Source organism: Novosphingobium naphthalenivorans NBRC 102051, assembly GCF_001590985.1.
GTDB lineage: Bacteria > Pseudomonadota > Alphaproteobacteria > Sphingomonadales > Sphingomonadaceae > Novosphingobium > Novosphingobium naphthalenivorans.
The window spans coordinates 18,103-42,021 of sequence record NZ_BCTX01000027.1 but is presented as its reverse complement, the minus strand read 5'-3'; the positions used below and the strand labels follow the sequence as shown (position 1 = coordinate 42,021).

Annotated in this window: 19 protein-coding genes; 10 read left to right on the top strand and 9 right to left on the bottom strand. The window is 59.8% G+C overall.

The genetic code is table 11. The annotated features are described in order from the left end of the window. The first annotated feature begins 127 nt into the window (after positions 1 to 127). Positions 128 to 580 carry a hypothetical protein gene (locus tag NN5_RS25790; RefSeq protein WP_157081097.1) on the top strand — a complete coding sequence of 151 codons (453 nt, stop codon included), beginning with the start codon at positions 128 to 130 and terminating at the stop codon, positions 578 to 580. Between the two features lie 219 nt (positions 581 to 799). On the opposite strand, the gene NN5_RS10710 is transcribed toward NN5_RS25790, so the two are convergent. The 9 genes from NN5_RS10710 to NN5_RS25785 form a co-directional block, all read right to left on the bottom strand. Next, positions 800 to 1,333 carry a hypothetical protein gene (locus NN5_RS10710; protein WP_067734193.1) on the bottom strand — a complete coding sequence of 178 codons (534 nt, stop codon included), beginning with the start codon at positions 1,331 to 1,333 and terminating at the stop codon, positions 800 to 802. A 1-nt stretch (position 1,334) separates the two neighbouring features. Then, complete coding sequence (mobQ, locus tag NN5_RS10705; protein WP_281190416.1) at positions 1,335 to 2,294, bottom strand: MobQ family relaxase; 960 nt, start codon at positions 2,292 to 2,294, stop codon at positions 1,335 to 1,337. Positions 2,295 to 2,603: 309 nt separating this feature from the next. Further along, complete coding sequence (locus tag NN5_RS10700; RefSeq protein ID WP_067734191.1) at positions 2,604 to 3,173, bottom strand: hypothetical protein; 570 nt, start codon at positions 3,171 to 3,173, stop codon at positions 2,604 to 2,606. After that, a complete protein-coding gene (locus NN5_RS10695; protein ID WP_067734190.1) occupies positions 3,170 to 4,738 on the bottom strand; it encodes a type IV secretory system conjugative DNA transfer family protein in 1,569 nt (522 codons plus the stop codon). The genes NN5_RS10700 and NN5_RS10695 overlap by 4 nt, the downstream gene beginning before the upstream one ends. A gap of 31 nt (positions 4,739 to 4,769) precedes the next feature. After that, positions 4,770 to 4,994 (bottom strand): hypothetical protein, encoded by a 225-nt coding sequence (locus NN5_RS10690; protein WP_067734189.1) that lies wholly within the window; start codon positions 4,992 to 4,994, stop codon positions 4,770 to 4,772. 404 nt (positions 4,995 to 5,398) lie between these two features. Continuing rightward, a complete protein-coding gene (locus NN5_RS10685; RefSeq protein ID WP_067734188.1) occupies positions 5,399 to 6,124 on the bottom strand; it encodes a hypothetical protein in 726 nt (241 codons plus the stop codon). Further along, positions 6,117 to 7,022 (bottom strand): hypothetical protein, encoded by a 906-nt coding sequence (locus NN5_RS10680; protein ID WP_067734187.1) that lies wholly within the window; start codon positions 7,020 to 7,022, stop codon positions 6,117 to 6,119. Before NN5_RS10680 ends, NN5_RS10685 begins: the two co-directional genes overlap by 8 nt. A gap of 63 nt (positions 7,023 to 7,085) precedes the next feature. Then, the gene (locus NN5_RS10675) at positions 7,086 to 7,517 is read right to left on the bottom strand and encodes a hypothetical protein (RefSeq protein ID WP_157081095.1); all 432 of its coding nucleotides are present in this window, start codon (positions 7,515 to 7,517) and stop codon (positions 7,086 to 7,088) included. Positions 7,518 to 8,219: 702 nt separating this feature from the next. Continuing rightward, complete coding sequence (locus NN5_RS25785) at positions 8,220 to 8,582, bottom strand: hypothetical protein (protein ID WP_157081094.1); 363 nt, start codon at positions 8,580 to 8,582, stop codon at positions 8,220 to 8,222. Between the two features lie 212 nt (positions 8,583 to 8,794). On the opposite strand from NN5_RS25785, the gene NN5_RS25120 reads away from it, so the two are divergent. The 9 genes from NN5_RS25120 to prsR all read left to right on the top strand — a co-directional run bounded on the left by NN5_RS25120 (position 8,795) and on the right by prsR (position 23,915). Continuing rightward, complete coding sequence (locus tag NN5_RS25120; protein ID WP_157081093.1) at positions 8,795 to 10,690, top strand: transglycosylase domain-containing protein; 1,896 nt, start codon at positions 8,795 to 8,797, stop codon at positions 10,688 to 10,690. Between the two features lie 272 nt (positions 10,691 to 10,962). After that, entirely contained in the window at positions 10,963 to 11,538 is a 576-nt protein-coding gene (locus NN5_RS10670) for an antirestriction protein ArdA (RefSeq protein WP_245656407.1), read from the top strand. Beyond that, complete coding sequence (locus NN5_RS10665; protein WP_084384875.1) at positions 11,519 to 11,830, top strand: hypothetical protein; 312 nt, start codon at positions 11,519 to 11,521, stop codon at positions 11,828 to 11,830. Before NN5_RS10670 ends, NN5_RS10665 begins: the two co-directional genes overlap by 20 nt. A 107-nt stretch (positions 11,831 to 11,937) precedes the next feature. Further along, a complete protein-coding gene (locus NN5_RS10660; RefSeq protein ID WP_067734184.1) occupies positions 11,938 to 13,050 on the top strand; it encodes a Fic family protein in 1,113 nt (370 codons plus the stop codon). Next, positions 13,043 to 17,164, top strand: a complete 4,122-nt coding sequence (gene eruA, locus NN5_RS10655) for an NACHT domain-containing antiphage protein EruA (protein WP_067734183.1) — start codon at positions 13,043 to 13,045, stop codon at positions 17,162 to 17,164. Before NN5_RS10660 ends, eruA begins: the two co-directional genes overlap by 8 nt. A gap of 316 nt (positions 17,165 to 17,480) precedes the next feature. Continuing rightward, the gene (locus NN5_RS10650; RefSeq protein ID WP_067734182.1) at positions 17,481 to 18,797 is read left to right on the top strand and encodes an amidohydrolase; all 1,317 of its coding nucleotides are present in this window, start codon (positions 17,481 to 17,483) and stop codon (positions 18,795 to 18,797) included. A 239-nt stretch (positions 18,798 to 19,036) separates the two neighbouring features. Beyond that, on the top strand, positions 19,037 to 20,422 hold the full coding sequence (locus tag NN5_RS10645; protein WP_067734214.1) for a TIGR03013 family XrtA/PEP-CTERM system glycosyltransferase: 1,386 nt from the start codon (positions 19,037 to 19,039) through the stop codon (positions 20,420 to 20,422). After that, positions 20,422 to 22,551, top strand: coding sequence for an XrtA/PEP-CTERM system histidine kinase PrsK (gene prsK, locus NN5_RS10640; RefSeq protein WP_067734181.1), 2,130 nt, complete (start codon positions 20,422 to 20,424; stop codon positions 22,549 to 22,551). The genes NN5_RS10645 and prsK overlap by 1 nt, the downstream gene beginning before the upstream one ends. Then, the gene (gene prsR / locus NN5_RS10635) at positions 22,551 to 23,915 is read left to right on the top strand and encodes a PEP-CTERM-box response regulator transcription factor (protein WP_067734180.1); all 1,365 of its coding nucleotides are present in this window, start codon (positions 22,551 to 22,553) and stop codon (positions 23,913 to 23,915) included. Before prsK ends, prsR begins: the two co-directional genes overlap by 1 nt. Positions 23,916 to 23,919 lie beyond the last annotated feature (4 nt).

Sequence of the window (23,919 nt, the reverse complement as noted above, 5' to 3'; positions counted from 1 at the left end):
AATAGGCCCGCGAAAGACCTCTGCTGCGTGATGCAACGTTGAAAATTCTATGTAAGAATTTTCACTTGAGTTGAGGTTTTGGCTTTGCTTGGCTCTATTATGACAACGAGCGATTCGGATCATAAAAATGTCGTCAAAATTGATTCTGAAAATTGGAAATTTTGGCGGTAACGTAGAGTTCATTTACCCCGATGGCGGCCTCGACGACCTTTCCAAATACGGACTCCAGACAGTCTTTAAAGTTGCTGGAGCTGGAGTAGCAGGTATTGTGACAAACGTGAGTGAAATGGTGTCCAAGAGAATTCTTGGAGGACTGCCATTTCCGGGCACCCTGTATGTTTACGAAGACAGATTGGAGTTCCGCCCCGCATTCCGTTTGATTGGTTTTATTTATAAGGGTATTGAAGAAATCATCGTTCCTTCAAGTTTGATAAAGTTGGCAGAGCAGAAAAATAAAGGCCTAATAGTGAATTATGTAGAAATATTTCTACATGAGGGCGGCAGCGTGAAAATTGCCTCCATGCTACATTCCAAAAAAATTGCTCAAGCAATAAACTCAATGAACACTTCGACCAGATAGGTCGCGATTTTTCTTTGAATTTAGTGCCTTGCAGGCGAAGTAACCCACTGCTCCTACCGTTGCAACATGCGCAGCCGTGATCAAAGCGACCTTGCCATTCGGCGATAGCGGCAACCGCTTTAAGTCCGGAGAAACCGTTGTATACGCTTGAACTATATCTACGATTGGATTCGGCATTGTTCAAATGTATCAAAAACCAATCGAGTTGGTGTTACAATTTCATGAAATATCGATGAGCCTGATGGAGCATATTTTGGAGCTATGATCGACATTTCTTTGCAGAATGTCGCGAGGGAACTCCACCACCGTCACCACGCTTCCCTGCTGCAAATGTCGCGCCAATTCGTCGAGGCCGCTGCCTTCGATCACGAACTGCCGTGAACCAAAATCCAGGCTGAGCAGCCTGTCGCCCGTCAGCTCGACCGCAATCAAATGCGGGTAGCTGACCATCCAGCTTTGCCACATGCCGGATTTCGGCTCGTAGCGCCGCAGCTCCAGCATCAGCGGTGGGCGGGAACGCCCCCGCTGCAACACCCAAGGCTTGTAGATTGATGGATCGTGCGTCACGGCCTCTTCGGCATCGCCATCCTCATAGGCCGCTGCCTGCGCACCGCCTTGCCCGCCCGGCGGTTCCACCGGGCGTGGCGTCGATGCCGGGTTGGGCGGCACTGGCCGCCGTGGCTCGAACATCTCGCGCCAGTTGCCCATTTTGGCGGGATCAGGTTCCCAGCCATTCGCTTGGTAATCACTCATCTCATCGCTCCAGATCAGGGGTGGGGTTGCGGGCATAGGTGCGCTCATGCCCCGGCGGATCGCGCGGCGCGGGTTGCAGCCGCTCGATCTGGCGGTCGAACCATTGGTGGAACCGCTCAAACGCTTGCACGGAGCTGGGCGAGCGGATATCGACCTGCCGGAACGCCGCCTTCGCCCGCTCCTCGACGGCGCGGTAATGCCGCGCGAACTGGAACTGCCCGAACCGGTCTTTGAGGACGCCACGTAGCTCCTTGAGGTGAAAGGCCAGCCGCAGTGCTGGCTCAGGGAGGCGGGCAAGTCCGCGTTCCAAATAACTCCGCCGGTCGATCTGTTGATCCGATCCGGCGCGCGTTAGCGCTGCGTTCGCAGTGCGCTCCCAATCGGCTCGGCATGTTTCCTCATAATAGCGTGCCGAGTTCCACGAATCTGGATTGCTCTCAACCATGACGGGCCTGCCGTCCGGGTGCGTCCGCCCATCCGGGTCAGGCACCCAGTCATGGCGGGATTTCTTCCCGAAGCCTTCTGGTGAAAGCGGGCGCATGGTGAGCATGATGTGGACGTGCGGTTGCTCTTTGCCGTCCGATGCTAAGCCGTTGTGGAACGCCACATCGGCCACCATGCCTCGCGAGACGAAGTTGCGGATCACATATTGGCGGATGAGCGGGATGCGCTCGGCCTGTGGAATCTCGCGCGGTATCATAACGCGGATTTCACGCGCGACCTGGGCGTCCTTTCGGCGTTCACCCGCTTCCACACGATTCCACAGTGTCTCACGGTCGATGCCCTTGATCCACTGCGGTGCATCGGCAGGAAGGAGTATTTCCGAATGCTCCACGCCTGAGCGTCGGGAATAATCGTGGGTGACGTCTTGCCGTTCATCGTGCAATCGTTCACCGGCTCTGTAAGCTGCCGCTGCGACTGCGGATCGTCCGGCACTTCGTTTGAGTACCTGAACCCTCATGCTAAACTGCGCCACGCGACCCTCCCTGTTGGAAGTGGTCTGCCCAATGCCGGAATTTGTTCCCAGTCTGTTCGAAAAAGCCTTGAATCGTGCACAGATACGTTCGTCTTGAAGACAACCCGAACGTGCACCCCTGCGGGAGGCTTTTTGCAGTGCAATAGTGACTATCCATTGGTTAACAAATCCCTAAGATTGGCGGGTTCATGGGTGTTGCAGCCAGTTCGTTGCCGGGGGCACGGGCGCAGTTGCACCCGCGCTGGCGAGGCTGCAGACCGCTTGTCCGGGCTCGGTTGACCCCGAACACCACAATCACCGATTGTGCGCCTGCGGTGCTCGCAGCAGCCGTTGGCAATGCTCGGGCAGGCTGCGGTAGGCGGTCGCCAAATCCGGCACCGGCATGACCGGGCGGCGCACGCAGATGGCGACCATGCGTGCCCGCGCGACGCGGCGTTTGGCTGAGCCACGCCCAAGGCGTCGCAGGAAGGCAACGAGGCAAAAGACCGCGCTGCCAACCACCCCAAACCCCAGCGCGGCGGCTGCCCCCGGCTCGTGGCGATGGGCAACCAGATAGGCCACCATCAGAACGACGAGGATGCTGCCGACGATCCGGCGCAGCCACATGGGCGGCTTCGGCAAGGCGGCTGCCTGCCGTGGTGCCTCGTCACCCAGTTCGCCCCATTCCCGTTTCCAGGCGCGGTATCGGATAAGGGTGTCGTGCTTGCCAGCGACCCACGCGCCCAGCGGCAAGGTCAGTGCGGCGACCGTCCAGCCGCCGCTCACCGTGAGCGCATGGTAGCCCGCCCACAGGCACAGGAAGCTGACGGCCAGAAATACCGGCGCGTTGCCGACGAGATAGGTGAGGATGCCGGGCTTTCTCATTGGCCGAACTCCACATGGAGGGCATTTCCGCGCGACGCGTCGAACCTGCGCCCGGCTGAAAACCACACTGCGCTCACGACATTGCCATTGGCCGGGCCGCCGGTCTTGAGCATCCGCCCAAACTCACCGGGCTCGATGATGAAATCGACTTGTTCGCTTACCCCGTGGCTGACGCTCTCATTGCTCGCCCGACCACGCTGGCGTCCCCAATTGGTGGAGTCGCCCTGGCTGGTGCCGCTGCTTCCCGAGCTACCCACGCTGTAGCTGTTGCCGCTATGGCTGCTGTTCCAACCACTGCTGGCGTTGGAGCCCCGGTTCTCGCCTTCGCCCGCATTCATGCCCCAGTTGCGGCTGGAGCCTTCGGACTGGTTGTAGCTGCGGCGCTCCTGCACCGCCCGGCCCATCGTTTTCGCCGCCCATTCGTTGGTCTCGGCGCAGGCATTGTTATGCCAGATGCGCGTCGCGAAATTGCCGACAAACTGGTTCACCCGGTGTTCCGGTTTCTCGCCGCCGAACGAGGCATAGAGGCTGGGCAGGTTCTGCGTCAGATAGACGGTGCAGGCGCGGCTTCCCCGGCAGGTCGAGAGGAACTCGGCATCGTGGCTGTTGACGAAATACTGGCACTCGTCCGCCCACAGGAACAGCGGGCGTGCCTGTTGGAATTCCGGCAGGCCGTTGCGTGCCAGCACGGCGCGCTGCCACAGATATTTGAGGATCTGTTGCGCGATGATCCCGTCCTCGTTCATGGTGAGGGCGGGCATGTCGAGCAGCAGGATCGCGCCGTGGAACGTCAATTCCAGCGTGAAATGCGTCTCACCACAGAAGAGATCGGCGAGCCAGCCGTGATTGAAGCGATCCAGCGCCGTGGTCAGTGAAATCTGGATGCCGCCCCTTGTCTTGGCATCAAGCGTCGCCCAGTCATTCTGCCAGTAGCCGACCAGCTTCGCGCCGACCTCATCGGCAATCTTCGGTGCGGCTTCGGCGAAGTAGCGGCAGAACAGCGAGTGCTGCTGCCATGCCGGATCGCGCATCTCCTCCGGCGAGTGCGGCGCGCTGCGCACGAAGGCGAGCAGATCGCTGATCCGTACCGTGCCGGTCGCGGCATAGATGATCGGGATGGCATGGCGCAGCACCTGCCGCACCGTGTCTTCCCAGAACTGTTCGCTGGCCTTGCCTTCTGCCGCACCGACCGACCGGCAGATTTGCAGGACGGCCATCAGCAGCTCGATCACGGCATTGATGCCGCCGCTGCCCTGCCGCGCCAGTTCATAGGCCAGTATGTTGATGCCGCCATTGTGCCCGTTCACTTCCATCAGCGAACCCATGCGCCCGGTCTGCTGGCAGTAGCGACGCCACTGCGCCGCCTCTTCGGGTTTGGCGCAACAGACGATGCCGCCCATGCCTGCCAGCAGGTACGCCCTGGCCAGCGCGGCTCCCGAGCCGCTGGTCTTTCCGCTGCCAATGCCCCCGGTGATAAGAACGCCCTGGCAGGCGTCACGAAGCGTGAACGCATCGTCGGGCGACAGTTGCAGCAGCGATGCATCGAGATTGATCGATGAACGCATTTCCGTTCTCCAAAGAAAAACGGGACCGACCTCAGCGGTCGATCCCGTGTTCATGTTCATGGCCGGGTGGCTGGCGAAACTCGCCGGGCTGATCCCATCCCATCTGTTGCGCGATGGAAGGGTTGGCGGTGGCGGTCTCGCGATCCCAGCCGCCGTTCCCGTCGAATTCCCGGCCCCTCCAGCCGCGCTCAACGAGATTCTTGCGCACGTCGTCCATGGCACGACCGAATGCTTCAAAGAACCATTCCCCGATCATGACGCGTTCCTCACCCGGAAGTCGTACTTGCAGGCGGCGCATATCCAGTCGCTACGCAGAGCGTTGATGAGTCGGATGCAGACCCAGCTTACGGTGCCTCGTGCCAGATCAGTCGCGCCATGGCGCAGACCACGCGCTCTTGCGTCGGCCCATACTTCACCAAGCGGCGGACGGGGGATTTTGCGCACCCGCAGGAATTCGGTGGATTGGCAGTTCGGGCAACGCAGGGTCGCCGAAGGGCAGGTTTGATCAATAGTCGTCATATGCATCGTTCTTCTCCAGAAAATCGGGCGCACGATCCCATCCGCGCGGATCGCACCGCGCGCCCGGTTGAGGTTGCGAGTGGATGTGGTCAGTGGTTCATCGCAGTCCCCGGCCAGGCCGGGGCTCGATGGGCGTCCGGCTTACAGAGCCGAGATGAAGGTCATGTCCGCAGGCTTCACGCCCGCTGCTTGCAGGTATGCAGTCCAGGCCTGCCGGAGCGAGATCAGCATCGATGCGGGAAGGATTTGCGGTGCCTCCGCCGACGGGTCGATGGTGAGCCCGAAACCAAGCATCACCACCCGGCAGCCTGCCAGATACTCCCCCGGAGGCGGCGGCAGGTTCACGGGCTCACCCGCAACCAGTGCCTGGCTGGCCGAATAGGCGTCCGACACTTCCATCCCGTCCGTCATCAACACGACGGTCGAACGCGGCGTGCATGACGGGCGGATGGTTTCCAGCGCCAGCAGTAGGTTGGTCTGGTCATCGCCGCCTTCGGCGTCAAAGCGCGCCGCGATCTCCTGCAACTGCTGTTCCAGCTTTGCCGCTGCTGCTGGGATGCGCAGATTATAGTCGGTGACGATGGCCGGATGGGCAATCATCCGCTCGGCGGAACGGGCACCGGCTTCATACACGATGATGCTGTCACCAAGCTGCATCTGCCCGGCAAGCCCGGCAATGCGCTGCTGGGCGGCCTTCGCCACGGCAGGGTCAATATGGGCTGCCGTGCTCTCCGATACATCGTCAATCACGGTGAGCTGGGCTGGTTCGCTCGTGTGCGGTGCATCCGTGGGCGCAGGCGCACCGGAGCACGCTGCGAGGGCGAGGAAGAAGGGCAGCGCTGCCCCCTGTTTTGCAAAATCAGGCATGGCGAGGCTCCTTGGTGAGCAGGTTGAAGAAATAGTCGGCGGTGTAGGTCTCGAGGTCGGCCAGCCGCTTTTCCAGCGCGGCTTGCGGCACATCGGGCACGTCGGAACGGTCGTCCGGGCCAAGCTCGGCATCGCCGCGCGCCGCGCCAGAGTCGACGAGGTCATGCGCATCGGCCATCACCATGCCGACAATCACCCCGGCCTCGTTCGCGGCCTTGCGGGCAAGCGCATCGGGCACCTCCGCATCGGTGACGATGCTGCGATACCGAACAATCCGCTGCTGGCGGTCATGGACATCACGCAGCAGCGCCTTCCCGGCAGCGATATGCTGCCGTTCTCCCCACCCGGTGGCAATCACCGGCATGACCGCAAACAGCTTGCCGAGCATGGCGTGGCTGGCGAGGAATGAGAGGCTGAACATGGCAGCACTGGCCGCCCCCAGCGCCACGCCAAGGACGGAACCGATGGCACCTTGCCCATCGCCACTGCCAAGTGTCAGGAAGGTCGCTGCGAACATGAACGCGCCAATTCCGGCCATCAGGGTCAAAATCACGCCGACGCCAAACATGCTCAGGAGCCCGTCGAGCATTGCCTTGAGCTTGTTCGGGAACGCGAAGAGCATGATGTCTCCGAACAGCAAGGCGAGGATGATCGGATAGCGTAGTGACGCCAGTTCGGCGGCAAGGCTCGTGCCGTCCGATTTCATGGGAAACGCGGCATGGAAGCCGACGCCGGAGGAGTAGAACTCCGCGCAGCACGCAGCTACGATGCCGATTGCGCAGCCAATGGCGGTCAGGCTCGGCATCAACAACCGCGTGCGTGTGGATGCCAGCTCAGCGAGTTGGGATGAGGCGCGCTGCAACATGGCGTCATGGTTGGATGGATCAGTGATTGTCATTTGATGGTTTCCTTTTCGTGGAGTGATGCGGGGCGGGTGCTGGGCAGCCCGCCCGCGCTAGGTTCAGTGGGGTTTTCTGCCCCGGCCATCGCCGAACAGCTTGCCAATGCGCTGGTAGTTTCTCGGGCGGGGCTTGACCGGAGGTTCCGGCTCGGGCGGAGCCGGTGCCGGGAACATGGCACCAAGGCCGCGCAGGCAGCCGCCCAAAGCCAGTTCTTCTTCGGCCAGCAGGCGCTTCCACTCGCCCGCCTGGTCGAGGCAGTTTTCGTACAGGCTCAACGCCAACGCATCCGGCACCAGCCCGCTATGCGCCGATGTTGTGATCTGCTCGCGCAGCACGTCTCGCTGCGTTTGCAACTCGCCCATCCGGTCAGACGGGAGCGCCGCCGGGTGAATGGCTTGGTCGGCGTTCTGCCCAATCTGGGCGGGGTTCCGCCACGGGGGGCGGCGGTCGATCTTGCGCCACAGGCGCGATGTCCAATTCTCGTTCTGCATGAACTTGCTCCAAAACTGGGCGTGCAGCGTCGTTCGCGGGCGCTGCACGCCGCGTTGATGATTCCATCGATGTGTAGGGTGCGGTGCTTGGCCTATTCGGCCAGGCAGGCATGCCCAATCAGGGTGCCAATTCCCGGAAATAGACAAGAACCAAGGCAGCACCCTGCCAACGACCAAAGCAGGGCCATGGCGAAGTGCTTGCTGTTTTCAGGGTCAAAATTGATATGATCACCTCCCTTCCAATTGGCGACGCCGGAGCGACGTCGTTGCAATCAGATTGATAAGCGGAAGCGATGTTCGATAGCCGTGAATACCCTTGATTGCGGGTTATTGCGGGTCGAGATGAGGGGGCTGTGATGAATTATAACATTGATATAAATATATTTTATTTCATTTCAGGGCGAGCGAACAGACTCGCTTGATCCGATCTCCGCTCCAGAAATCGTATCGGCAATGAGGGTGATTTTGGAGGCCGAACAACCTTTCTTGATGGCTTGAGTTTGCGGCTTATGGCTGTGGTTGATGCTCGTATGAGTTGCCGGACTTCAACTGGCCGAAAGTGACCAGTGTCGCGAGGGGTGCATGAGCAGCAGCGTCACGCTGATGTGTCCGCTGGACTGGCAATGGTCACTCCAACATTTACGTGCGTGTGGAGGTCGCTAGACTATCAAACGGACACATTTTTTGGCGGACACGAAAGTGTCAGATGGAACGAGAGCGTGGTGCCAAGGAAAGGGCGTGATCGATTGCATCTTCGATATCCCCCATATTATGGGCTGTCAGTTCCCCATCCTCATTACAACCTAGCAATTTCAGCATTTGGTTCATGCGCTCCGCTTTTTCCGGTTCTCCAGGAACACTATCAAAGGCTAGCATGAAGTGTCCAACGTTGTCTTCAGGTCCATCTTTAACCAACCCAAATGTCGCGTCAGCCTCGGAAGGATTTAATCCAAAACGCCGGGTTAATTCTGAAATTCTATACAATATTGCAACTGAAGAACTGCTTAACAATGAATGCCTTTTGTATTTATTAGGGGTGATGAAATTATATTGATTATACGTCACTCAACTAAGTTTTGGCAATATTGAAAATATTATTTATTAATTTTCTTTATTTTAGGCAATTGTCATTTCGGAAATGAAGGGGTTATTCCAGCGTGCGTAAGCCGAATTCCGACAGAATCTGGAAGCACGGCTCATATCCCGCAGGCAAGTCGTTCGGAGAATTGCTAGATTGGCACTTAACCTATTGGGGGACTAGGCCGTATACAAATGCTTTGGATCAGAACGAACCGTGGAAATTGCTTGAGTTCGCAGAGGCAATCAACGCTGGCAGGCCAAGGCCAAAGACAGAAGAGGCATGGGAAAATAATCTCAGAGGCTGGAGATTAGCTGGGCGTTTACCGAAATCCCCAAAGATTGTTAGCAACATCCTGCTGGCATTGTTTGGCGATGATCCCGATCTGGCTGAGTGGAAGCGCGATCTTGAAGATGCGTTGCAGCGGGATCGGCAGGCAAAGTTAGAGGGCGTGATAAAGTGGCAGCCAGAACATGCGTCCTCCATCTTACCCACTGGCGAACCAAAACTTCCTCTGGATCAAAGTATTGGAATAGAGCCGGAACTAGCGGTTGCTCCGCGACATCGCAAAAGCTTCCCTTGGAAGCGCATTTTCGGCATCCTTGTACGCCCACAATTCGTCACGTGGCGCGATGATCTGGATGCCTCCCGTCAAGGATCATCGAAAGGCAAAAATGTAAGGACGGTTGAGCCCCCGACGCCGCCACAGCCGGGTTCCATAAATCGGGATTCAGAATCTGCCCTCGAAATATCAGAGCCAACTGCCGATACTGAGCCGCGGTCACCCTGGCATCAGCGGCTCCGTCACAGCTATATGCGCAACCCCATTGCTGGCACACTCGCACTGGTTTTATTTTTGGGCATAGGGCTCACAACCATTCGATACATTGGCACTGCCACCTCCGCAAAGCCAGAAGACGCCACCGCTGCTCCCATCAATGACCGGTTTATTTTTCCGAACGAGATCGGGGTCACCGACACATCATTGTTTGACGATTCTGAAACACAAGCTGAGCCCACGCGGCTTGTCCTTGTCAGCAAAGATGGGAAGCTTCATCCTGTCGGCAATGAACGCATCGATCCGGTAATCGTTCAGCAATTTGCCAAATGGGTAAAGCCAGAATTCGATCGGCTAACAAAAGGTCGTAGCGAACCGCTACTTGTTGTGACCACCCTTGACCTTGAACTGCAGCAAACAGCGGCCTCCTCAGTTCGCAACCATCTCCCGGTTGGCGCAGAAGGTGCGCTTATCAGCCTGGATCGCGACGGCGCAGTGCGAGCGATGATGAGCGGCGCAAACGCTTCTACAAATGCCAACCGTATCATTTCTCCAGTCTTTGCAGCCGGTCCGGCATGGCGCATCTTTGTTTATGCTGCAGCACTCAATGAAGGCTTCACGCCATTTGAAAGCGTTCAAGACGAGCCCGCCACATTCAACGGTTGGAGTGTGCCGCAACGATCTTATTCAGGAGGCACGGACCTCCGAAATGCGTTCGCATATGCCATGAATTCGGTGACGATGCAGTTGGCGTGGGGAAGGTTTGATGCCATAGAAGATTTGGCACGCCGATCCGGGATCACAACTCCAATATCTACAGAAATTTCTATGCCATTAGGCGCTTTCGACGTGCGATTCCTCGAAATGAATCAGGTTTTTGCCATGATATCTTCCGGCGGAAGCCTAGTTAAACCTTTCGGTGTAACCAAGATTTCGACGCTGGATGGAGAGGTTATTTACACGCGGGAAGCAAAGCGACCAGAAGCTGTTATCCCAACTTACGTTGCCGACGAAATGATTGATCTTCTCCAAACCTCAGTCGTACTCGGTCCCGCAAGATTCGCCGCGTTTGGTCGACCGATGGCAGGATTGGCCGGTATCAGTTCCGACTCGACCAGCGGTTGGTTTTTCGGATTTTCTAGCGGGATTACTACCGCCGTGTGGATTGGGCGGCCTGATGGGAATAAAATCGATTTGAAGGGAGGCGCACTCCCGGCTCGTGCGTTTGGCGAATTCATGCGTGGGGCCACAAAGGGAAGACCCGTGGAGCAATTCGCCACTAAGGCAACACTTCCTGATAGGCTGCTGGCAGATTGAACAAATGGGAGGCCAGCGAGCAGAGGTATTTCCATTTGTTGGAAATTAGCTTCGTGCGTTGCCTCCGGCCCGCGCCCTAGGCGCTGATTGCGCCCGTAGCCGCGCTGCGTCTCCGCCATCCGGTAACGGTCACTAACGCGGCTTAGGGACCAGCCCCTCAGCGCGCTTCACGTAAAATAGGCGGTCTCCCGAGGCTCAGCCTGACGGCCTGCGCCCGCCGTCGATTTTCCGTTCCGCTTGCACACCCCGATCTCGCCGATGGGCAGAGGTTCATGACGAACCCCATTCCCAAGGAGGAGAACATGGCCTTTCCAGCCCATAAGGAGCAATCCGTTACCACTGAACCCCGTATCTATGTTGCCTGCCTCTCGGCCTACAATAACGGCTATCTGCATGGGGCGTGGGTCGATGCCTATCAGGATGCATGGGACATCTGGACGGTCGTCAAAACCATGCTGGCCGCATCCCCCATGCCGGATGCCGAAGAATGGGCAATCCATGATTATGAAGGCTTCATGGGCTTGCGCATTGAGGAATATAGCAGCTTTGAGACGGTCAGCCGCCTTGCAGCCTTTGTGGTCGAGCACGGGGAACTTGGCGCAGCGCTAGCCGAGCATTTCGGTGGGGACATAGACGAGGCCGAACAGGCCTTGGCCGATGGCTATCTTGGCTGCCACCGCAGCCTTGCTGACTACATGCAGGAACTGACCGAGGAAACCACCACCATCCCGGAGAACCTGCGTTTCTATATCGATTGGCAGGCCATGGCACAGGATGCAGAACTGTCCGGCGACCTCTTCACCATCGAGATGGGTTTCGAGTCCGTCCATGTCTTTGCGGGGCGGTGAGATGGAAGAGCAACGCTACCGCTTCACGTGGCGCGGCATTGAGATCGAGGCGGTCTATACCCCGCTCAAATGGAACGTCATCGCCCACCTCGAAATCCGCAGCATCAGACCGGCACGTGCACCGCTGCCGATCACCAGTTCCGGCTACCGCTCCCATTTCCACCAGCCGGTCACCATCGAAGCGCTTGGCGGCGATGTCATCGCCCAAACCATCGCATGGCTCGACGACGAAGCCACTCGCCCGGAATGGCAGACGCAGGACACCGCCAGCAGGCAGGGGGAGCTGTTTTGATCCGGCTATGCGGAGATTAACGCCTTCATTCTCCGCATGGTGTGCGGCGAATATTCTTGCCTATGCGGTAAATATCCGGCATAATCTCCGCAGAAGATACGGAGATTATGCGCTACCTTTACCACTTGCCCGACTGGCCAGCCTTTCGCTGGCGTGAGGATGAAATCGCAACACCGTTGGCTGCTGTGCGCCACCGGCAGGGGCGTTTGATTGGCCGGATGGAAGGGTTGGGTTTCGATTTGCGGAACGAAGCCGTTCTCACCACGCTAACGGACGATGTTCTGAAATCCTCAGAAATCGAGGGCGAAAACCTCGATAAAGAACAGGTGCGATCATCGATTGCCCGCCGCCTTGGTATGGACATTAGCGGGCTGGTGCCTTCCGACCGTAACGTGGAAGGCGTCGTCGAAATGATGCTCGACGCTACCCAGCATTTTGACCAGCCGCTCACCGAAGCACGGCTTTTTGATTGGCACGCCTCACTGTTCCCCACCGGACGCAGCGGTATGCAGCGCATCACCGTTGGCGCATGGCGCGGTGCCGAAGGTGGCCCTATGCAGGTTGTTTCCGGCCCGATTGGCCGTGAGCGGGTGCATTATCAGGCACCGGATGCCGAGCATCTGCCGGAAGAAATGGCGGCATTCCTTAATTGGTTCGAGGAACCGTCCGCTTACGATGCCGTGCTCAAAGCCGCACTTGCCCATCTCAGGTTCGTGACCATCCACCCGTTCGACGACGGCAATGGGCGCATTGCCCGCGCCATTGCCGACATGGCGCTTGCCCGGTCGGAGGGGAGCGTTCAGCGCTTCTATTCCATGTCCGCTGAAATCCGAAAGCAGCGCAAGGGCTACTACGACATTCTGGAAGCCACCCAGAAGGGTGATCTTGATATTACCGCATGGCTTCTGTGGTTCCTCGCATGCCTGGACGGTGCAATCGCGCGCTCTGAAGACGTATTGCAGCATGTCTTCGCCAAAGCCCGCTTCTGGGAAGTCCATCGCGACATCAGCTTCAACGACCGTCAGCGCCTGATGCTCAACAAGCTGCTCGATGGCTTTGAAGGCAAGCTCAACACGTCCAAATGGGCGAAGATTGCCAAGTGTTCGCAGGACACGGCCTTGCGCGACATTGAAGCGCTAATGGTGCTGGGTATCCTCGAAAGGGAGCCCGGTGGCGGGCGCAGCACCAGCTACGCCTTGTCTGGCGGCAATTATGAATGACCGTCCCGCGAACGATGAACGGGAAGGGCGCTTTGCCTATATCCCCCGCACGCTTTCTTACTTCGATGCCCAACTAGAGGCGAAGCGTATCGTTCAAGGGGACGTGCTGGCGACATTCGGCGAGCCCATCGTTGTACTGGCACCGCCAGGCATGGGCAAAACCCGCCTCATGGAAAAGTTCGGTGAGGAACCAAACCATCGTTTCGTCCGTGCGACGAGTTTCCTGCGGCAGCCGAATGCGCCGCTGCCCACGAATGTCCGGCTGGTAATCGACGGCCTCGATGAGGTTGCGGCGGTCTCCGACGAAGACCCACTCCACCAAGTGCTAGCGAAGCTGCTGGCCTGCGGGAAGCCGCCATTCGTTATCTCATGCAGGGAAGCGGAATGGCGGGGTGTGACGGCCAATCTCGACGTTGCCGACGACTATGGCGTTAGCCCACGACTGTTGAATCTCGACCCGCTGACTCAAAGTGAAGCGCTTGCCGTACTCATTTCGCTGTTCGACCGCGAACGGGCGGAAGCCGCCATCGGTCGTTTGGGTGAGGTGGGGTTGGACGAGTTCTACACCAATCCGCTCCTGCTCGACTTTGTGGCTGCGATTATTGAGGCCAACGGTGATATTCCAGAAACGCGGGCGGATTTGTACGAGCAAGCCGCCGGGCAACTATGGCGGGAGCAGAACAGACGGCATCAAACCCGCAGCGCGGGCCTCGCACGCCTATCCGAAGACGAAGCGCTCAACGCCGCCGGTGCCATTATGGCTGCGTTGCTTATTACCGGGCGGGATGTCGCGTCCTTCCGTCAGGACGATCCGGCGGCATTGCCGATCTCCGCGCTCAATGGGTTCGCCGAACCGAATACGTTGCAGGCCATCGTGCGCAGTAATCTGTTTCGTGTCGCTTCCGATCAGGACGAGCAAATTCGTCCATTTCACCGAACGGTGGCAGAGTTTATTGGCGCGCGATGGTTGGCACACATGGTGGAGCGCCACGCCAATCCTGCAAGGGCTGCTGCGCGATTGCTCGCGCTGATTTCGACCGATCAAGGCATTCCGTCGTCGCTGCGTGGCTTGGCCGCATGGCTGCCGCGTTTCAGTCCGACATGGCTGGGGCCAGCGATCATCAAGGCTGAGCCGTATGCGGTTTTGCGTTACGGTGATGCCGACCATCTTTCCGTCACCCAAGGCGAACAGATGCTGTCCAGTCTTCGGCGGCTGGCGACGTTCGATCCCTATTTTCGTTCCAGCTATTGGGGCAGGCTTTCAGCAAAGGGTTTGGTGCAACCGGCACTCACTGAAACGGTTCGGTCGATCCTGACCGATGACGATGTGACCTACCAGTTGAGATCCACCATTCTGGACGCGCTGGGCAACGTGGAAAGTGCCCAGCATTTCACCAGCGAACTGGCTGCGATTGCCCTCAACACCGAACGATTGCCTAGCGAGCGTTCAGAAGCCCTTGGGGTGCTGCTGAAACGAAACGCTGAACTTGATTGGACAAGCCTGATTGAAGAGCTTGTTGGCCTAGGCGATGAAAATTCCACGGAAATGGCAATCACAGCCATCACCAAATGCGGCGTTGAGAATTTCGAGGTTCCTTTCATCGTGCGCGCTATCATTGCTGAAGCGCGCCTCACGGCTGAAGATACTGGTCGCATCTCCATAGGATTTGGATTGCAGATGCAGCTTGCGGGGGCAGTTCCCGACGATCTGCTTGTCCCGCTACTCGATGAAATGACGGCACAGACACAGCCGCTGCGCGATCCGAAACGCTGGTGGCAACACAACCAGCATTCGGGATGGCGGCAACTCGCTTCCTTTTCTGCCGGGCTGATCCGACGTCAACTTGAAGCCGATGCCGCCGCTGTGTCGCCGGAGCAGCTATGGGCATGGATGCGTGCGCTCGAACAAGAGCAGGATCGTGATCGTGACGACCGCCAGGTTGTTGCTGAAATTCTCGTGAAAGACGCACGCCTTCGCCAAGGTGTTCAGCGGTTGGCATTATTCGCCGAAGGGCAGGAGTCAGAGTTCCATGTAAATCACTTCCACCTCAATCGCCTGTCAGCCGGGCTCACGCTGACAGACGAAGATGCACAATTACACCTCGTGGAACTGGTGGCTCGCAACAATCCTGCTGAAAAGGAGGCGTGGTTCGCATTACTGAACCAGTTACGCGAGGAGGATAGGCTGATCCCGAAATCCATCCAGGCGCTGGCTCGCCCTTATGCTGGAGTCGACGAAGACCTTCTTGGTTTCCTGAGAAAGAAACCGAAGCGGATGCCGGTTGACGAATTTACCAAGAAGCATCGTCGCGACGAGCGGGCTCGCGAACGAAAAAGACAGCGCAGCTGGCAGAAGGCTCGTGAAGACTATGCCGCGCATCGGGACGAAGTTTGCGCGGGCGACCTTAATTGGGTTCTGACCCCTGCCAAGGCCTACTTCGGCATGTTTTATGACGTTGACGCAGACGAACCTGTAGACCGCTTGGCCAAATGGCTAGGGGAAGGCCCCACTGCCGATGTGCTCGTTGGATTTGAAGCGGCATTGCATCGCAGCGATTTGCCCTCACCTGAGCAGGTTGCCGAGAGCTATGCGGACGGCAAGGAATGGCATTGGGTTTATCCTCTGCTTGCCGGGGCTGGGCAACGGATGCTTGCCGGAGGGAGTTTCGCCAACCTCAGGGATGATGTGCTGATGATCCTTGCGCTCGCTATCGAGCAACTGGGGTTTGTTGAGCACCGGGGCTTCAAGGAACTGCCTGCGCAGCTGCTTGAGCAGCTCAAGAAGGATGAAGCGACGTATGAGCGCTATCTACAGCTCAAATTCGAGCCCATGCTCAAAGCCAGGAAAACACACATCAACGGCCTCTATCCGTTCCTTCGTGCCAAAGAGGAGCGGCCCGGATCGATCCTGCGTGCGATGCGTTGGATCGAAGAATATCCCGATCTCCCGCAAAGCGTGGAAGAGGAATTGGCAGGGTGTTTGCTCCATGCCCCAAAGGAACAGCAGCCAGCAGCATGGGAAGTACTCAAGTCGGCTTTGGCCAGAAAGCTAGGGACATGTGATGCCGGTTCGGATGCCGAAATCCACTGGCGATCCATCCAGTTCACTATCGACCCGGCCACGGCCATTGCAGCGCTGCCGACGCCGAACAGCGAATCCCGAAACCTTTTATGGTCGTTGTCGGAACATCTATATTCCCGTTTCAACGATGCCCCGCGCATTTCTGCCAACACGCAGCAACTTGAGTGGTTGGTAAGAAATTTCCGCAGTCTATGGCCTCATGTAGAACGACCGAGCGGTGTTACCCATGGCAGCGAGAATCCGTGGGATGCCACCCGCCTCCTTTGCTGGGCAATTTATGAGCTGGGCAAGGATATCGGACAGCGCGCCACTCAGGTTTTGGCTGAACTACGGGCGATGCCAGTGGATGGCTACACCGAGATTATTCAGGCCGCCATCGCTCAGCAGCAACGTTCACGCCTTGAGGCTCACTTCACACCGCCTGCCTTCGATGATCTGAAGGCAGTCCTGACGGATGAGCCGCCTCGCTCGGCGGGCGATGTCCAGGCAATCGTTCTTGAAGCAATGGCGCGACTGCAAGACAGGCTGCATGGCGACCCGCTCAATGTCGTGAACAATTTCTACAAGGACGACGGTTCGCATAAGGATGAAAACGATTGCCGGGACCAGATGCTGATCGCATTGGGAAATCTTCCTTACGGCATTCAGTTCCATTCGGAATCGGCAATGCCGCAAGGCAACCGGGCAGATAGCGGCTTTGCATTCGGCGATATGCTTGTGCCGCTGGAAGCAAAGGGTCAATGGCATAAGGGGGTCTGGACGGCTCCCATCGAGCAACTCGACCGCCTCTATGCGTCTGACTACCGCGCATCCGGTAAGGGTATCTATGTCGTGTTCTGGTTTGGGGAAGCAGTACCCCTGCAAGCTCCGCCAAAGGGGAGGGCGCGTCCGGCCTCGCCTCAGGCGATGGAAGCAGCATTGATCGAAAGTTTGCCTGCGGATCGGCGGGAGCATATTGCTGTGGTGGTGCTTGACCTCACCCGGCCAGCGATCAAGCCCAAGCGGAAGTCCGCTGGCCGAAAGGTGACATAGACTGAGGCAAATGGATGTCGATGTGGTCGAATGGGGGGAGGAATGCCGTCTCTCTGTGCAAAAATGCGAGAAAATTTAGCACATCATCTAGCACAAAGGCACATAAATATCGCTATATAATATAATAATATCAAGTAATTATCTATACATAAATTCCGACTCAAAATCGTTTGTCGCAAGACGTGCCCGTTCGAGTCGGGCCAGGGGCACCATCGTTGCGGCGTCAGCCGCGGCGGAGGCCATGCTTGTAGGTTATGGCAGAAGGCCGTGATTGATGGCTTGCGGTTGGCCCGGCGTCCACCTAGCCTGTCTTCCCATGAAATTGATCCCGCTCGCTGCACTCGCAGTTGCCGCCGCTGTTCCTGCAACCGTTCATGCCGAAGCCGTTCCGGACAAGATCGCGTCCGATCTGCCGGGCCTGATGGAGATCTACCGCGATCTCCATTCGCATCCCGAACTGAGCTTTCAGGAAGTGCGCAGCGCCGCGGTCATGGCCAAGGCCGCGCGGGAGGCCGGTTTCGAAGTGACCGAGAAAGTCGGCAAGACCGGTGTGGTCGCGGTCCTCAGGAACGGTCCCGGACCCACTGTGCTGATCCGCGCCGATATGGACGGCCTGCCGGTGACCGAGCAGACCGGGTTGCCTTTCGCCTCGAAGCAGCGCGGCGTTTCCACCGCCGGGGTGGAAAGCGGCATCATGCACGCCTGCGGGCACGATACCCACATGACCGCGTGGATCGAGACCGCACGGCTGATGGCGGCGCGCAAGGCTGACTGGTCGGGCACGCTGGTGATGATCGGCCAGCCCGCCGAGGAGATCGGCCTCGGCGCGGTCGAAATGCTCAAGGACGGGCTCTATACGCGCTTTCCCAAGCCGGACTACACGCTGGCCTTCCATGATACGCCCGAACTGCCCTCGGGCGTGGTCGGCGCGGCCAAGGGCTGGGCGCTCGCCAATGTCGACAGTGTCGATATTCTGGTGAAGGGCGTGGGCGGCCACGGTGCCTATCCGCACATGACCAAGGACCCGATCGTGCTCGCCAGCGCGATCGTGATGAAGCTGCAGACGCTGGCCAGCCGCGAGATCGATCCGCTCGATCCGGTGGTGGTGACGGTCGGCTCGTTCCACGCCGGGGCCAAGCACAATGTGATCTCGGACCGGGCCAAGCTGGAACTGACCGTGCGCAGCTATTCCGACGAGACGCGCCAGAAGCTGCTCTCCGGCATCAAGCGCATTGCCGAAGGCGAAGCGATCGCCTCGGGCATTCCCAAGGACCTGATGCCCGAAGTCACGGTGGAGGAGCCTTACACCCGCTCCACTTACAACTCGCCCGAGTTCACCCAGGCCGCGATCGACTATCTGCAGCAGAAGATGGGCAAGGATCGCGCGGTGATCACGCCTTCGGTGATGGGGGGCGAGGATTTCGGCGAATTCCGCCGCGCTGACGAGGATCACATCAAGTCGATCATCTTCTGGGTCGGCGGCTCGCCGGCGGACAAGATCGCGGCAGCCAAGGCGGGCGGGGCGTCGCTGCCTTCGCTCCACAGCCCGTTCTGGGCACCGGAGGCCGACAAGGTGATTGCCTCGGGATCGCAGGCGCTGACGCTGACGGCCTTGCACCTGATGGCGAAGTGAAGCGCCGGCAATTATGTCGCGATATGGTTAGCGCCGGGTTGCCCGCCAGTTAGCGCCTGCGCGGCGCATCTCTGGGCCGGCGTGTAAGAATAACCGACGTTTTGAACGAAAAAATCGGCAGTATTCCGTGAGAAATGCTGCCGTTTTTATAGTCTCTGTCAGATTTACCGACATTTTACGCCTTTGGCCTAGTCAGGACCGCGAACTCCCACGCGGCCCGGAGGATGGCGCATTCGGCGATGATTCGTCTTTTCAAACATTACATACCGCATGCGGTCATCCTGCTCTGGCTGGTGGACGTGCTGCTGCTGGTCGGCGCCAACGAAATGTCCTGGCGCCTGAGGGCCGAGCAGATCGGCATGGAGCTTGGCGCGCTGGATGACCGGATCGGGATGCACGCGGCCTTTGCCGGCGTGATCGTGCTCTCGATGATTGCCGTGGGCGTCTACGGCGCGGATGCGCTGCGTTCCATGCGCTTTGCCGCGGCGCGGCTGCTGGTGGCGATCTCGCTGGGCGTGATCGCGCTGTCCTTTGCCGATTTCGTGGTGGGCTCGCAGAACTTCTGGCGTTCGACGCTGGCCTATTCGATGGGCTTTGCGATTGTCCTGCTGATCCTCAATCGCCTCATTCTGGGCAGTTTCCTTGGCACTTCGGCGTTTCGCCGGCGGGTTCTGGTGCTGGGTGCGGGCCATCGGGCGCAGCGGCTGCGCGAATTGTCCGACCGGCCCGAGAGCGGGTTCGCCATTGTCGGCTACATCGCCATGAGCGAGGCTGCCCCGATCGTCGAGGAAGCGATTCCGCGCACCGCGATTCCCAATCTCACGCGCTTCGTGGAGAATCTCGGCGTCAGCGAAGTGGTGCTGGCGCTCGAAGAGCGGCGCAATTCGCTGCCGCTCAAGGATCTGCTGCGGATGAAGACCGAGGGGCTCCACATCAACGAGTTCTCCAGCTTCCTGGAGCGGGAAACCGGGCGCGTCGATCTCGATACGGTCAATCCCAGCTGGCTGATCTTTTCCGACGGGTTCTCGTCAGGCCGGGCGATCTCCAGCGCGGCCAAGCGGATATTCGATATTGCCGCCAGTGCTTTGCTGCTGGTTCTGACTGCGCCGCTCATCCTGCTCTTTGCCTTGCTGGTGAAGATCGACAGCAGAGGCCCCGCCTTCTACCGCCAGTCGCGCGTGGGGCTGTTCGGCCAGCATTTCGATGTCATCAAGCTGCGCTCGATGCGCACCGATGCCGAAGCCGCGGGCGCACAGTTTGCGGAAAAGAACGATCCGCGCGTCACTCGCGTCGGCAAGTTCATCCGCAAGGTCCGCATCGACGAACTGCCCCAGGCCTGGACGGTCCTCAAGGGCGAGATGAGCTTCGTCGGGCCGCGCCCGGAGCGCCCCGAATTCGTGTCCGATCTGGAGGAACGGCTTCCCTATTACGCGGAGCGCCACATGGTGAAGCCGGGTATCACCGGCTGGGCCCAGATCAACTACCCTTACGGCGCTTCGCTGGAGGATTCGCGCAACAAGCTCGAATACGATCTCTACTACGCCAAGAATTACACGCCTTTCCTGGATCTCCTGATCATCCTGCAAACGCTGCGGGTGGTGCTGTGGAGTGAGGGGGCGCGGTGATGGGGCAGGGGGCTGCCGGTATCTGGAGCACTGTCGGGGTCGCCTTCGACCTGACGGGGGCGATTGCGCTGGCGAGCTTCGCCATCTGGCTCTGGCCCCGGCGCGAGCGGTTCGGTAATGCCGGGCCGCTGATCCCGGCGGCGCTGTTCGTTACGGCGGGCTGGTGCCTGACGGTCGCTTCGGCATCTGCCGTGGGGGCCGGCTTCTTCCTGCCTTCGGTGGCGGAAAGTGCGCGCAACCTGATCTGGCTTGCCGTGATCTACCGGCTGTTCGCGAGCGATGGCCGCCACGCGAGCGTCGCCCCGATCCGCCCGGTGATCGTGGCGCTGGCCTTCGTGGAAGTGCTCCATCTGGGCGTCGACTATATGCTCTCGCGCGTTGCGCTGGACGGAGAACTCGTAGGGATCGCGTTCGATTTCAACGTGATGTTCCGGCTGCTGGTCACTGTTGGCGGGCTGGTCCTGGTCCACAATCTCTATGCGGGCGCGCCGCGCGAAGTGCGTCCGGCCTTGCGCTGGCCGGCCGTGGGGCTTGCGGTGCTCTGGGCTTTCGACCTCAACCTTTACACGATCGCCTATCTCGCCGCGCGCTGGCCGGCCGAGATCGCCGCGTTCCGGGGGATGGCCACACTGGCGCTGACCGGATGCTTCGCACTGGCGGCCGCGAGCAACCGCGATGCGCTACGCCTGCGGCCGTCGCGCGCGGTGACGTTCCAGACTTTCTCGCTGCTGGTGATCGGCTTCTATCTCGTGGCGATGGTGGCGGTGGCGCAGTGGCTGTCCTATGCGGGCGGCAATTTCGCGCGGCTGATCGAACTGGCGTTCCTGACGCTGGCGAGCGCGGTCGCGCTGGTGGTGCTGCCCTCGCGGCGGGTGCGCGGCTGGCTGAAAGTCATGCTGGCCAAGCATTTCTTCCAGCACCGCTACGACTACCGCGAGGAATGGCTGCGCTTCACCCGGACGATCGGCAGCCGCGGGTCCGAAGCCCTGCCGCTCGGGGAGCGCGCGGTGCAATCGGTGGCGGATGTCTTCGAAAGCCCGGCCGGGCTGCTGCTGACGCCGGGCGAACAGGGCGACCTCACTCTTGCCGCGCGGTGGAACTGGCCCGAGATCGAAGTGCCTGCTGCGGCATTCCCGCTGCACGCCCAGGCCTATTTCGAACGCACCGGCTATATCGCGGACCTCGACGATGTGCGCGCGGGCCTCGCCTTGCCCGAAGCCGATATCGAGATTCCGGGCTGGCTGACCGGCGATACGCGGGTCTGGGCGCTGATCCCGCTGGTCCACTACGAACGCCTCGTCGGCATGGTCGTGCTGGCCCGGCCGCAACTGGTGCGCAAGTTCGATTGGGAGGACTTCGATCTGCTGCGCGTCTTCGGCCAGCAGGTCGCCAGCTATCTTGCCGAGAACGCCAGCCAGCAGGCCCTCGCGGAATCGAGCCGGTTCGAGGATTTCCACCGCCGCATCGCTTTCGTGATGCACGACATCAAGAACCTCGCCAGTCAGTTCAGCCTGCTGGCCCGCAATGCCGAGCTTCATGCCGACAAGCCCGCGTTCCGCGCCGACATGCTGGTGACGCTGCGCAATTCCTCGGACAAGCTCAATGCCTTGCTGGCGCGCCTGTCCCGCTATGGAAACGGCGCGGTGGACAAGCTGGAGCAGGTTCGCGCCGGCGAAGTGGTCGCATCCGTCATGGAGCGCTTCCGCGCCAATCCGCAAGTGGTGCTGGCCCAGATCGAGGATGTCGAGGTCACTGCGAACCGCCATTCGCTGGAGCAGGTGCTGGTGCATCTCGTCCAGAACGCGATCGATGCCAGCAAGCCGGAAAGCCCGGTGTTCCTGTCGCTGACGGTCGATGGCCTCACGGCCCGTTTCGAAGTGCTCGATTCCGGCTGCGGCATGAGCGCGGAATTCGTGCGCAACCGCCTGTTCAAGCCGTTCGTCTCGACCAAGAGCGGCGGCTTCGGCATCGGCGCCTTCGAGGCGCGTGAGCTGGTGCGGGCGATGCGCGGCCGGCTTGAAGTGGAATCGCGCGAGGGGTTGGGATCGCGGTTCCTCGTGCATGTGCCGATTTCCGCCGCATCCGACATTTTCCAAACCATAAACAGCCAGGACCAGAAGGTGGCATGATGACCGGGACCCGTCCCAAACTCCTCGTCGTGGAAGACGATGCCGGGCTGCAGGCGCAGCTCAAGTGGGCTTACGAGGATTTCGACGTGCTCGTGGCTGGAGACCGGGCCAGCGCACTGGCGCTGCTGCGTGCTGAAATGCCCGATGTGGTGACGCTCGATCTGGGCCTGCCGCCCGATCCGGACGGGGTGAGCGAAGGTTTCGCCGTGCTCGACGAGATCATGGCGCTCAAGCCCGATACCAAGGTGATCGTCGCCAGCGGCCACGGCGCGCGCGAAAGCGCGCTGCAGGCGATCGCGCGCGGGGCCTACGATTTCTACCAGAAGCCGGTCGAAATCGATGCGCTGGGGCTGATCGTCCGCCGTGCGTTCCAGCTTTTCCGGCTGGAAGACGAAAACCGCCGTCTCGCCGCCAAGGTGGAGAAGGACGAGAAAGTTCTCGGCCGGATGATTACCGCCGCGCCGGAAATGGTCCGTGTTGCGCGCACGATCGAGCGTGTGGCCAATACCAATGTCTCGGTCATGCTGCTGGGGGCGAGCGGCACCGGCAAGGAATTGCTGGCACGCGGGCTGCACGATGCCAGCGACCGGGCCAAGGGCGAGTTCGTGGCGATCAACTGCGCGGCGATCCCCGAGAACCTGCTCGAAAGCGAGCTGTTCGGGCACGAGAAGGGCGCTTTCACCGGTGCGGTAAAGACCACGCCGGGCAAGATCGAGCAGGCCGGCGGCGGCACGCTGTTCCTCGACGAAGTGGGCGACATCCCGCTGCAATTGCAGGTCAAGCTGCTGCGCTTCCTGCAGGAGCGGGTGATCGAGCGCGTGGGTTCGCGCGAATCGATCCCGGTGGACACCCGCATCGTCTGCGCCACGCATCAGGACCTGGAAGCGATGATTGCCGACGGGCGGTTTCGCGAGGACCTCTATTACCGCCTGGCCGAAATCGTGGTGAAGATTCCCAGTCTGGCCGAGCGGCCGGGCGATGCCACGCTGCTCGCCAAGGCTTTCCTCAACCGCTACGCCAAGGAAATGAACCCGCAGGTGCGCGGCTTCGCGTCCGACGCGCTGGCTGCGATCGACGCCTGGTCCTGGCCGGGCAACGTGCGCGAGCTGGAAAACCGGGTGAAGCGGGCCGTGATCATGGCGGATGAGAAGCTCGTGCGCGCGGCGGACCTCGATCTGACCGAGCCCGACGAGCAGGTGATCAAGGCGCTCAACCTCAAGACCGCGCGCGAGCAGGCCGACCGCAAGGTCATCCGGCACGCGCTGGCCCGCAGCGAGGGCAATATCTCAAGCACCGCCAAGATGCTCGGGATCAGCCGGCCGACCCTCTATGACCTGCTCAAGCAGTACGACCTGCAACCCTGATCCT

What these genes read in the sequence shown, in the direction of transcription:
- NN5_RS25790 (WP_157081097.1), top strand. Translation starts at nt 128, where the DNA reads ATGTCGTCAAAATTGATTCTGAAAATTGGAAATTTTGGCGGTAACGTA.
- NN5_RS10710 (WP_067734193.1), bottom strand. Translation starts at nt 1,333, where the DNA reads ATGAGTGATTACCAAGCGAATGGCTGGGAACCTGATCCCGCCAAAATG.
- mobQ (WP_281190416.1), bottom strand. Translation starts at nt 2,294, where the DNA reads ATGAGGGTTCAGGTACTCAAACGAAGTGCCGGACGATCCGCAGTCGCA.
- NN5_RS10700 (WP_067734191.1), bottom strand. Translation starts at nt 3,173, where the DNA reads ATGAGAAAGCCCGGCATCCTCACCTATCTCGTCGGCAACGCGCCGGTA.
- NN5_RS10695 (WP_067734190.1), bottom strand. Translation starts at nt 4,738, where the DNA reads ATGCGTTCATCGATCAATCTCGATGCATCGCTGCTGCAACTGTCGCCC.
- NN5_RS10690 (WP_067734189.1), bottom strand. Translation starts at nt 4,994, where the DNA reads ATGATCGGGGAATGGTTCTTTGAAGCATTCGGTCGTGCCATGGACGAC.
- NN5_RS10685 (WP_067734188.1), bottom strand. Translation starts at nt 6,124, where the DNA reads ATGCCTGATTTTGCAAAACAGGGGGCAGCGCTGCCCTTCTTCCTCGCC.
- NN5_RS10680 (WP_067734187.1), bottom strand. Translation starts at nt 7,022, where the DNA reads ATGACAATCACTGATCCATCCAACCATGACGCCATGTTGCAGCGCGCC.
- NN5_RS10675 (WP_157081095.1), bottom strand. Translation starts at nt 7,517, where the DNA reads ATGCAGAACGAGAATTGGACATCGCGCCTGTGGCGCAAGATCGACCGC.
- NN5_RS10670 (WP_245656407.1), top strand. Translation starts at nt 10,963, where the DNA reads ATGACGAACCCCATTCCCAAGGAGGAGAACATGGCCTTTCCAGCCCAT.
- NN5_RS10665 (WP_084384875.1), top strand. Translation starts at nt 11,519, where the DNA reads ATGTCTTTGCGGGGCGGTGAGATGGAAGAGCAACGCTACCGCTTCACG.
- NN5_RS10660 (WP_067734184.1), top strand. Translation starts at nt 11,938, where the DNA reads ATGCGCTACCTTTACCACTTGCCCGACTGGCCAGCCTTTCGCTGGCGT.
- eruA (WP_067734183.1), top strand. Translation starts at nt 13,043, where the DNA reads ATGAATGACCGTCCCGCGAACGATGAACGGGAAGGGCGCTTTGCCTAT.
- NN5_RS10650 (WP_067734182.1), top strand. Translation starts at nt 17,481, where the DNA reads ATGAAATTGATCCCGCTCGCTGCACTCGCAGTTGCCGCCGCTGTTCCT.
- NN5_RS10645 (WP_067734214.1), top strand. Translation starts at nt 19,037, where the DNA reads ATGATTCGTCTTTTCAAACATTACATACCGCATGCGGTCATCCTGCTC.
- prsK (WP_067734181.1), top strand. Translation starts at nt 20,422, where the DNA reads ATGGGGCAGGGGGCTGCCGGTATCTGGAGCACTGTCGGGGTCGCCTTC.
- prsR (WP_067734180.1), top strand. Translation starts at nt 22,551, where the DNA reads ATGACCGGGACCCGTCCCAAACTCCTCGTCGTGGAAGACGATGCCGGG.